The 9693-nt window shown below is 56.3% G+C and carries 10 protein-coding genes; 8 read left to right on the plus strand and 2 right to left on the minus strand.

What is annotated here, in order from left to right; all coding sequences use genetic code 11:
* Positions 1-2: 2 nt before the first annotated feature.
* Together MWU61_RS17745 and MWU61_RS17750 are read left to right on the plus strand one after the other, a co-directional pair.
* Complete coding sequence (locus MWU61_RS17745; protein WP_247129807.1) at positions 3-236, plus strand: type II toxin-antitoxin system ParD family antitoxin; 234 nt, start codon at positions 3-5, stop codon at positions 234-236.
* Positions 233-532, plus strand: a complete 300-nt coding sequence (locus tag MWU61_RS17750; RefSeq protein ID WP_247129808.1) for a type II toxin-antitoxin system RelE/ParE family toxin — start codon at positions 233-235, stop codon at positions 530-532. The genes MWU61_RS17745 and MWU61_RS17750 overlap by 4 nt, the downstream gene beginning before the upstream one ends.
* Here the strand turns inward: MWU61_RS17750 and tssI are convergent.
* Together tssI and gcvH are read right to left on the minus strand one after the other, a co-directional pair.
* Positions 529-2754 carry a type VI secretion system tip protein TssI/VgrG gene (tssI, locus tag MWU61_RS17755; protein WP_247129809.1) on the minus strand — a complete coding sequence of 742 codons (2226 nt, stop codon included), beginning with the start codon at positions 2752-2754 and terminating at the stop codon, positions 529-531. The genes MWU61_RS17750 and tssI overlap by 4 nt on opposite strands.
* 170 nt (positions 2755-2924) lie before the next feature.
* Positions 2925-3284, minus strand: a complete 360-nt coding sequence (gene gcvH, locus MWU61_RS17760; RefSeq protein WP_247129810.1) for a glycine cleavage system protein GcvH — start codon at positions 3282-3284, stop codon at positions 2925-2927.
* 224 nt (positions 3285-3508) lie between these two features.
* On the opposite strand from gcvH, the gene MWU61_RS17765 reads away from it, so the two are divergent.
* Genes MWU61_RS17765 through MWU61_RS17790 form a run of 6 tightly spaced genes read left to right on the plus strand, consistent with a single transcriptional unit; the run spans position 3509 to position 9553 of the window.
* The gene (locus MWU61_RS17765; RefSeq protein ID WP_247129811.1) at positions 3509-4621 is read left to right on the plus strand and encodes a DUF2169 domain-containing protein; all 1113 of its coding nucleotides are present in this window, start codon (positions 3509-3511) and stop codon (positions 4619-4621) included.
* Complete coding sequence (locus MWU61_RS17770) at positions 4618-5622, plus strand: 3-oxoacyl-ACP synthase (RefSeq protein ID WP_247129812.1); 1005 nt, start codon at positions 4618-4620, stop codon at positions 5620-5622. Before MWU61_RS17765 ends, MWU61_RS17770 begins: the two co-directional genes overlap by 4 nt.
* Positions 5623-5625: 3 nt before the next feature.
* A complete protein-coding gene (locus MWU61_RS17775; RefSeq protein ID WP_247129813.1) occupies positions 5626-6906 on the plus strand; it encodes a PAAR-like domain-containing protein in 1281 nt (426 codons plus the stop codon).
* 15 nt (positions 6907-6921) lie between these two features.
* Positions 6922-7812 carry a hypothetical protein gene (locus tag MWU61_RS17780; protein ID WP_247129814.1) on the plus strand — a complete coding sequence of 297 codons (891 nt, stop codon included), beginning with the start codon at positions 6922-6924 and terminating at the stop codon, positions 7810-7812.
* A 15-nt stretch (positions 7813-7827) separates the two neighbouring features.
* Positions 7828-8319 carry a DUF6484 domain-containing protein gene (locus tag MWU61_RS17785; RefSeq protein WP_247129815.1) on the plus strand — a complete coding sequence of 164 codons (492 nt, stop codon included), beginning with the start codon at positions 7828-7830 and terminating at the stop codon, positions 8317-8319.
* A gap of 1 nt (position 8320) precedes the next feature.
* Positions 8321-9553 (plus strand): TIGR02270 family protein, encoded by a 1233-nt coding sequence (locus MWU61_RS17790; RefSeq protein ID WP_247129816.1) that lies wholly within the window; start codon positions 8321-8323, stop codon positions 9551-9553.
* Positions 9554-9693 lie beyond the last annotated feature (140 nt).

The following is a 9693-nucleotide window of genomic DNA, read 5'->3' on the forward strand; positions in this document are numbered from 1 at the left end:
TCATGGCCACAATGAACGTATCCCTTCCCGATCCCATGAAATCATGGGCCGAACACCGCACCAAAGGCGGGCGTTATAGCAACGTCAGTGATTACGTGCGCGATTTGATCAGGAAGGATCAGGAACAGCACGCCGCGATTGCCGAGCTGCAGGCGGTTGTCGACGACGGTTTGAACAGTGGTCCTGCAACCCCATTTGATATGGCATCTTTCATCGCGGACAAATCCGGCGCGTGACTTTAACGGTGGCGCTACGCCCTGCTGCGCGGGCCGATCTGGATGCGATCTGGGATTATACGGTGACAACGTGGTCGCAGGACCAAGCGGTCACCTATTTGGGCGGCCTTGGTCAGATGTTTGAAAAACTGGGACAATTTCCAGAAATGACACGGTTGCGCGATGAATTTACGCCTGCTGTTCGGATCATGCCGTACCAACGCCATCTCGTGATTTACACGGCGGATGACACCACGCTGGACGTGATCCGCGTGGTGCATAGCAAAGCGAACTGGGCCGCGTTGCTGGCCGATTAGTTCATCTGAACTTTCGACCCTTTGACGATGATCTTGGACGTTGCTTTGACGTTGACCTTGCCGCTGGCCTTCAGGTCGATGTCCTTGCCGTTGATCTGGACGGTGCCGTCCTTTTTCATCACGAGCTTGCTTTTGCCAACGGTGATGCTGAGCTCATCTGCAACGGTGATATCCATCTTTTTGCCAGCGCTAATGCTGAAATTTTCGCCGACTGCGATGGATTTATCTTTGCCAACGGTATCTGACGCGTCTTCTGCAACCTGCACATCCATCGTTTTACCCGATTGGACCGCGATGGTTTCGCCCGATTGCAGATCGTAGGATTTGCCAGTTTCTACGGCAATCAACACACCGGATTTCACGTCGATGGATTTGCCGACACTGACGGATTTTGACACGCCGATGGTCGCGGAATCCGAAATGCCGACGGTGGATGTTTTGGTCAGGTCAATCGTTTCGACATAATGTCCTTCACCAGGGATCGCCGCACCGAGTTTGCCAAGCCCCGCAGCCACACTGCCAACACCGCCTGCCATTGCCGCCGCCGCCGCACTGACCACGCTGCTGATCGCGGATGGGCCGACGGTCAGGTTCATGTTGCCGCCGATGGCTTCGACATGGTTGTTGTTCACTTCGATGGATTTGTTCTGGCCGACCGATTGTACCCAGTTGGCGTCGATCCGTTCCGAATGGCAGTTCAGCGTCTTTTCGTTCCGGTCTTTTTGGGCGTGGATAAAGATTTCTTCTTTTTCCTTGTCGTCCTCGAACCGCAGTTCGTTAAAACCGGTGCCTTGGTGCGTGTCCGTCTTGAAGGTCGACCGTGTTTTGTTCGCAGGCAGCGGGTAGGGCACGTCGTTTTTGCCGTTGTAGACACAGCCCGTGACCAGCGGCATGTCTGGGTTTCCTTCAAGGAATTCAACGACAACTTCCATCCCGATGCGGGGGATCACCATGCCGCCCCAGCCTTTACCGGCCCAGTTTTGCGACACGCGGCAGCGCATCGAATTGGCGCCCGCCAGATCCCAAGCGAAGTGCACAAGGATGCGGCCATATTCGTCGCAATCAATCTCGCCTTCGCCGACGACCGTTGCCGTTTGCGGGCCCTGCACCGCAGGCACATGTGTTTTGCGTTCGGGGGCGAGCGGGGCCGACGTGGGCAGCATCACATATGTGCCCTCGTAATTGGGTTCGCCGCTGCCGTTGCCGCTGGCATATGTGTTGCTGGAATAGCTATGGCGCGCGGTCAGACACAGGCATGGATCATCGACACCTTTGATCGGATCACCGATGATTTTAACCGTCAAGCCGGCCCGCATCGATGTGGCATCGCCCGTCGCAAAATGGCGGTGATCTTGGCCACGTTCCTGCAAAGTGCGCAGTTTGGCCAGCGCTTTACCTTCGCCTTGATCAAGGTAGTTGCCTGGGAAATCAAAGCTTTCAATCTGACCTTCACCGAAACCGGCATCGCCGATGTGATCGGCTTCCATCATCGCGTTGGGCGTTTTGAAGTTGTAGTCGGTCAGACGGATCGCACCGGTTGTGATCCGTCGGGCAGGGGCCACGTGCCAGAAATGTTCTTCGTTGCCGCGATGTCGATCTGCGACTTGCTGGAATTTGCGGCTATCCCCGTCGATAGGATCGTGTTCGGTCATCTCGTCGGTCATGACAAGCGTGTGGCCGGAATCGTCGTGGGCAAAGTGATAGCTGATCCCGAACCGTTCCATCATGCGGGTAGCAAAAGCCAGATCGCTTTCGCGGTACTGCACGGTATATTCCAACGTCGCGTAGCTTTTGGTCAGTTTCTTTTCGACGGCGGGCGACCCGAGGTGGCTGTAGGGGGACAGCAGTTCGTCCAGAATTTCGACGACCGACATTTCGTGGAAGATGCGTTGATTCCGGCGCAGTCCAGCCAGCCAGAACCATGGGCGCAGCGTCAAATCATACCGCCAGCCGTTTTCATCAACACCATCAAATTTGGCCGCAGTGACGACCCCGTGGAATGGCTGATCGGGGTGTTCGAATGTTTTCAGCAAAACGTGGGCGGGCGTGCCGACCAAAGCGTCAAAATCAATGTCAGCCTTGGTGGATAAGGCTTCGACGTGGAATTCGAAAAGGTTGTTAACGTGTTCTTCGCCGTTGAAACGCAGCAGGACCAATTCGTTTTCGCCGAGCTCTGTTTTCAGGATGCCCATCCGGCCGTCTTGTAGAAAATCCGATGCCATTTCAGTGTCCTAACATGCTAAAAACGCGGTCGCTTTGTAAAAAAGAGGTCTGCTTTCGTAGAAATAATACGCCCAACCTGCGCATAGCTTCACATAGAATCAGTCTCAAAAACAAGTAAGGGAACCGCTACCTTTCGTTTGTCACAAGGGCATGACGTACGTGCGGGCAGTTAACCCATGAATGTTTTGTAGCCTGCATCGTCCATCATGCCGTCTATTTCGGACGGATTTGGCACGGACATTTTGAACAACCACCCGTTGCCCATCGGGTCTTCGTTCGCGAGGCCCGGATTGCCTGCAAGCGCGGTGTTAACAGCCACGATGTCCCCGCTGATCGGGGCTGAGATGTCTGATACGGCCTTGCTGCTTTCGACCATTGCGACCTCTTCCCCTTTGGCCACGTTGTCCCCCATTTGCGGTAATTCCACCAGAACCAAGGTCCCCAGTTGTTCGACCGCAAAGGGCGTGATTCCCACCACAACAAACCCCTGTTCAGCCCTTAGCCAATGGTGTTCTGTCGTGTAGCGCATGTGGTCGGCCCCTTGATGATGTCGCCTGCAAGCTGCATCGCGGTGCCACGCCGATCAAGTCATTTTCGCGCGTCGTGAAATGTTGCGGGTTTTCCTGACTTGACCCAGGGGCACATCCCCGCCCAATCTGCAGGATATTGCGATTGTCATAAAAGCCTTTCAAGAATCCGGTAACGGTGGGAAGGTTGTATAGATTTTAGAAGTTTTATTAGCGCGGGGCGACTATGCACATCGACCTCAAAGGGTCCGGAATAGCAGGGTTCAGTATCGGGATGGACCCGACTGGCCGCGAACATGCTGTTGTGGTGACAAAGCGGCGGCTTTCCTTTCCGGCTGAAACTGGCGGCGTTTGCACGTGGTCGGATGATGTGCCTGCTTTGTGCACTGCAGATGAATTCAGCGGTGAAGAAGGGGTGAGCGCGGTCACGTTTGAATCCGAATTTGCGCTGCGCAAACCTTACTGCGATGTGCTTGTGCATGGGGCTGCGTATGCGCCCGGCGGCGTTCCGACCCAAATGGTTTACGCCGGTTTGATCTGCGGCACCGTGTCAAAAACGATTGCCGTCTTCGGGCCGCGTACGTGGCAGTCTTACATGCTGACGACGTCGCCGTCAGAGGCCGCACCATTCACCCGCCAGATGATTTCGTATGATTACGCCTTTGGTGGCGCGGATCGTCTGAACACAGCGGAAAAAGAACCTGCGATGTATCCGCTGAACACCGTTGGCATGGGGTGGCATCAGTCCAAGAACAGCGACATCGTGGATGGCGCCCCGATGCCGTTCTGCGAAGACCCACATAATTTGCTAAAGTCCCCATGGGACAAAGTCGCCCCTGTCAGCTTTGGCCCGTTGGCCCGTGGTGCGCCTAATCGTGCGCAATATGCGGGGACCTATGATCAAGACTGGATCGACAACCGTTTTCCGCATTTGCCCGACGATTATGACGATCGTTACGCGCAATCCGCCCCCGCCGATCAGCAAATTCGCCATCCAAAAGGGGGCGAAGTGATCAAGTTAAACAACATGATGCAGGGGCATGACGGCCCGTTCGAGATGGTACTGCCAAAGCTTGATCTGCCGGTTGTGTTTGCGCGGCGTCGCGGTCCTGACATTCCGGGCACTTCGGTCGCTGACACGATTATCATTCAACCCGATTTGCGCATCATCGATGTGGTGACGCGGTCCAGTCTGCCGTTGCAGCGCGATATTCTGGAAATGCGCGAAGCGATTATCGGCAAGCGCGGGCGCGGATTTTGGCGGGCACGTGCGCTCGGCAAGAAGTATAATCCGGGGCTTGCGGGTCTTGGCATGGATAAAGAGGTCCCTGAATTATGAGTGGCCTTGCGATTGAAGCCTGCGGCATGACCACCGCAATCGGCCTGACAGCGGCCGCCGCCGCAGCGGCCCAGCGGGCGCGCCTGTCGAATTTCGAAGAAACCCATTTCATATCCCACGACGGGAAATGGATGATCGGGGCCGAAGTGCCATTGGATCCGCCGAAACGGGGCCGCGCGCGTCTGCAGGCATTGCTCGAAGGACCATTGCGCGAATGCTACGCGGCTTTGGGCGACGTGGACCCGAAAGACGTGCCAGTGCTGTTGTGTTTGGCAGAGGCGGACCGCCCCGGCAGGCTCGCTGGTGTGGACGCGTCGTTGTTGCACGATACGCTGCGGGCGATTGGCCAACCGGTGCACGAAGATAGTGCCGTGATCATCTACGGTCGCGTTGGCGGGATCGTGGCGCTGCGTGACGCGCGTGAATTGATGAAAAAGGGCGCGCAAAAGGTCATTATTGCGGGCGTGGACAGCTATCTTCTGGCCCAAACGATGGGCTTTTACGACGCCGAAGATCGTGTGCTGACCGAGACAAACTCAAACGGGTTTCCTGCCGCTGAAGGGGCAGGGGCTGTTCTGCTTGGTCGCGAAGGTGCGTTCAAACTGCTCGGCCTCGGTTTTGGTCGCGAAGCCGCACATATCACGTCGGGTGAACCGACGCGTGCCGATGGACTTGTCACAGCAATGCGCGGTGCTTTGGGTGAAGCGGGCATTGATTTCAGCGAAGTCGATTACCGTGTCAGTGACCTGAACGGTGAGCAATACTATTTCAAAGAAGCAGCGCTTGCTTTGACGCGCGTGTTGCGGATCAGGGTTGAACAAATGGACCTTTGGAACCCCGCCAGCGAATTTGGCTATACGGGTGCGGCAAGCATTCCGCTTATGCTTGGCCTAGGTCTGACCGCCGCGCAAAAACGTTATGCGCCGGGGCCAACAGTGATCATGCAAACCTCAGATGATGACGGCAGACGCGGCACCGCAATTTTCAGGATGGAAGGGTAGATCATGGGGAATGATGTCTTCGCCAACGGGCGCGAATTGTCGTGCAAGGCAGGCAGCGGTAAATCGATCTGCTGCTTTCCTGATGTCTGTTTCACGCCGCCACAGACCCCAGCAACGCCCCCCGGCGTGCCGATCCCGTACCCCAACACCGGCATGTCGTCCGACACATCCAAAGGCAGCCGCGATGTGAAAATCACCAAAAAAGAGGTGATGTTGAAGAACAAAAGTGCGTTCAAGAAAAGCGTCGGCGATCAAGCGGGCTGTGCCCCGAAGAAAGGTGTCGTGACCAGTAAAACAGGTGGCAAAGTCTATTTTAACGCATGGTCGATGGACGTGAAGATCGAAGGCGAAAACGCCGTGCGTCACCTCGACCTGACAACGCACAATCACGGCAGTGCGCCGGGAAACACACCACCATGGCCGTTCATGGACAGCATGGCGATTGATGTTGACGGGAAAAGCGATGATCCCTGTCAAAAGGACAAAAAGAAAGAGGAAGACGCCTGTAAGGATTATCAGCCGCACAAAGAAGACGGCGAAGATGCATGTGCGGCAGCAGGCTTTGTCGCACCAGAAACCGGTTCCGCCTTTACTCGCGACAAGCATAAGAACATGTCCAAATCGCAAAAACGCGTGGCTAACGAATGTCTGACCGCGCGGGCCTGTAAGCTGGTTCCCAAGGATGCGCCAAGCGGCAAGAAACCGGGCTGTTGTCCCGGTCAAACCCCGCACCATCTGGTTGAAGCATCCGCATTTTTCAAAACCGGACGCGGCACCAGTAAATCGTCTAAAGCATCCCGCCTGACCATCGCGTCCGGTGGCGCGGATGGCAAAACCGGTTACGACGAGGGGGATGCGCCCTGCGTGTGCGCATTTGGCCCGAACCAGTATCAAGGCGCGCATGGCGTTTTGCACACGTTCCAAGGTGCGGCGAACAAGGCAGATTCCAAAACGGGGGAAACGGTCACATTCGGAAATGGTCCCTCAACAACCACACCATCTGTGTCTTATGCCGAAGCTCGCAAGAACGGTGCTGAGGCTCTGAACAAGACGTTTCCAAAGGCAAAATGCGACAAGAAATGTACTGAAGCCCAGCTTGACGCATACCACAAAGACGATGTCGGCGTGGGCGACAATGACCGGTTGAAACTCGTTGATACCGGTTACACAAAAGATGTTGACATCGCCAACGCGGAAAAGCTGGTCGATGCGGGTTTCGACGTGAGCAAAGCCGGGCTTTCACCGGGCACCACGGGCTTTTCCAAGCTCGCAACAGGCGGATAAAAGGAAAACACCATAATGGATATCACAGGTCAGAAGTTCATTCGCGCTGCTGAAACCGACGACGAAAAGCTTGTTGTTTGCACGCAGGCCCCGGGCATGGATATTGAAACCCAGCCGCACACAGGACTTGTCTATTGGTCCGACGACGAAGGGTGGTGTGAAATTGGTCTGGCCAATGGCGTCACAGCAGACGCGACAACAACCGAGGATGGTGCGCAGGCGCTAGTCACCGACCCGTTTGGCCTTGTCCATGTGACCGACGGCGGCAATGCGGTGATTAACGGCGTCACAGACGGGGCAGGCAATGCGCCGGACGCGCCGTTGCGGGCCGTTCGCCGCGTCGGCGACAAAGTTTACGCCGTTGGTGTCGAACGCCAAGCCTATATGCGTAACAAAGGCAAATGGCAGATGATTTCAAATGACGACGTCATGACCAACGAACGGCCCGTTGCTTTTCAGGCCATCGACGGGTTTTCCAATACCGAACTTTACACGGCTGGCTGGGATGGCGAAATCTGGTCTTATGACGGCAGCAACTGGCAGCAACGCCAGAGCCCGACCAACATCATCCTCAATGATATCGCTGCAGGTCCGGACATTTGCGTCGCTGTGGGGCTTGCTGGCCAGATAATCATGGGGCGCGGTGACGATTGGCAAATGGTTGAACAGGACGAAACCGAAGAAGATTTCTGGTCGGTCCGCGCCTTTAACGGGGCGTTCTATCTGACAGCGCTTAGCGGCATTTACGAATTGAAAGACGGCGAATTGGAAATGCTGCGTGACACCGACGAAGAGATGCGCACCGTCTATGCGTTAACCGTTGGGCCCAGCGGGCTTTGGTCCATTGGGTTACAGGACATCGTTCTATTCGACGGCAACGACTGGCGCACGATAGGTCAATCCTAACCGAGGAGATTTGAAATGAACCCCAGCGACGTGAAAATTGGTGATGTGAAGCTCGACGGTGTTGTGATTGGCATGGTCATGGATGTGACAAAGGACGGCATTCAGGTGGTCTTTCCCGGTAATCCCAGTGAAGAAGCGATTCCGGCGCGGGCAACTGTGCCTTTGTCGACCCGCGATATTGGCGCGGAAGTGGCGCTTATCTTTGAGCAGGGCAACCCCGGTGCCCCGATCATTATGGGCCGTCTTTTGCGTCCGGGTGACGGGATGGACGACCCTGATGATGGGACCACTGAACTTGATATGGCTCCCGCCCCGATGCGGGTCAGCGTTGATGATGGGGCAGAAGAGATCGTCGATATCACCGGTAAAGAGCAGGTCGTGATCCGCTGTGGGCGTGCCAGCATCACGCTGACAAAGGCCGGAAAAATCCTGCTGCGCGGTGCTTATATTTCCAGCCGTTCATCGGGGGCGAACCGGATCAAGGGCGGTTCGATCCACCTTAACTGATATGAAACACATCCCGATAATTCTTGCCCAACACATCGAAGATGCGGCTGTCCTGTGGGAACGTCGCCGTCGTGCGGTGGGTGCGCCACATTACAATACGATGTATTTGGGGCGGTTGGATGAGCAGCTCGAGGCGCATCTTGACGGATTGCGCATTGCTGGCACGGCTGGCTGGGATGAAGCGGTTGCCGCATTCGAAGGTATCGGCGGAGGTGGTGAAATGTTCACCGTGGCCCACCTTGCTTTTGGGCATCACGATACATCGCTGATCCCTGACGCAATCGAGATGATTAAGACTGACCCGAGCGAATTGATCGGACCCGCCGCGTCGGGCATCGGGTGGCTGCACGGGTCGCAACTGTCAGGCAAAGTTAGTCCGCTGCTGGGGTCATCGAACCCCGTGTCGCGCGCGCTTGGTGTGACCGCCTGTGCTGTTCACCGCGTTGATCCTGGCAAGCATATGGCCGCTTTTCTGGACGATGCGCCCGGCGTGCGTCGCCGTGCGCTGCGTCTTGCGGGTGAAATCGGGCGGGTGGATCTGTTGCCGCGCGTTCAGGAACTTTGCACCGATACGGACCCAGAAACGGCGTTTTGGGCGATGTGGGCGGCGGTTTTGCTGGGGGACCGCGGTGCGGCGCTTGATGGTCTGTCGCAGATCGCGACCAGCGATAATGCCCGCGCGGATGACGCGTTGCATGTTGTGCTGCCTGCGATGGGATTTGCGGCGGGTAGTAGCTGGCTGACGACGCAACCGATCGACGCGAATGCACGCAAGATTAAAGGCTACGGTATTTTAGGTGACGTCGGCGCGGTGCCTTGGTTGATCGAACAGATGGCCGACGATGATCTGGCGCAGATTGCGGGCCAAAGTTATGCGCTGATCACGGGCGCTGATCTGGAGGAAGAGGACCTTGATCGCGACCAACCGGATGACGCGCCGGATGGGCCAACAGATGATCCGTTGGATGATGACGTTGATCTTGATCCAGACGAAAATCTGGCGTGGGCGTCTGCGGATCATATCGCGGGCCATTGGCACGGGATCAAAGGCCGATTTGGCGCGGGCGCGCATATTTTGGGACGCCCAGCCAATGCGGACAGCTATCAGGCGTGTTTTGTGACTGGTTACCAACGTCAGCGACGTGTGGCAGCGACGTGTTTGGCCGCGGGTGATCCGTCTGCTGGTATGGCCAATTGGAAAGTGCCAGTTTTCAACACTTGGACGCAGCGCTGAAGCCTTCGGTTTGGTGAACTCACGCTGAAGCGCGATTTCTCTCTGTTCAGTTTATCTGGATCATGGCTCTCCTTCCATCAGTTTTGCGCGGAACACTTCTGAAGGCGTTTGATAGCCGAGGCACTTGCGCGGTGTTGCGT

It is taken from the genome of Loktanella sp. F6476L (genome assembly GCF_023015725.1).
In the GTDB taxonomy this organism is placed as follows: domain Bacteria; phylum Pseudomonadota; class Alphaproteobacteria; order Rhodobacterales; family Rhodobacteraceae; genus Yoonia.

Coding starts and splice junctions, on each gene's coding strand:
- MWU61_RS17745 (WP_247129807.1), top strand. CDS start 3: ATGGCCACAATGAACGTATCCCTTCCCGATCCCATGAAATCATGGGCC.
- tssI (WP_247129809.1), bottom strand. CDS start 2,754: ATGGCATCGGATTTTCTACAAGACGGCCGGATGGGCATCCTGAAAACA.
- gcvH (WP_247129810.1), bottom strand. CDS start 3,284: ATGCGCTACACGACAGAACACCATTGGCTAAGGGCTGAACAGGGGTTT.
- MWU61_RS17765 (WP_247129811.1), top strand. CDS start 3,509: ATGCACATCGACCTCAAAGGGTCCGGAATAGCAGGGTTCAGTATCGGG.
- MWU61_RS17770 (WP_247129812.1), top strand. CDS start 4,618: ATGAGTGGCCTTGCGATTGAAGCCTGCGGCATGACCACCGCAATCGGC.
- MWU61_RS17775 (WP_247129813.1), top strand. CDS start 5,626: ATGGGGAATGATGTCTTCGCCAACGGGCGCGAATTGTCGTGCAAGGCA.
- MWU61_RS17780 (WP_247129814.1), top strand. CDS start 6,922: ATGGATATCACAGGTCAGAAGTTCATTCGCGCTGCTGAAACCGACGAC.
- MWU61_RS17785 (WP_247129815.1), top strand. CDS start 7,828: ATGAACCCCAGCGACGTGAAAATTGGTGATGTGAAGCTCGACGGTGTT.
- MWU61_RS17790 (WP_247129816.1), top strand. CDS start 8,321: ATGAAACACATCCCGATAATTCTTGCCCAACACATCGAAGATGCGGCT.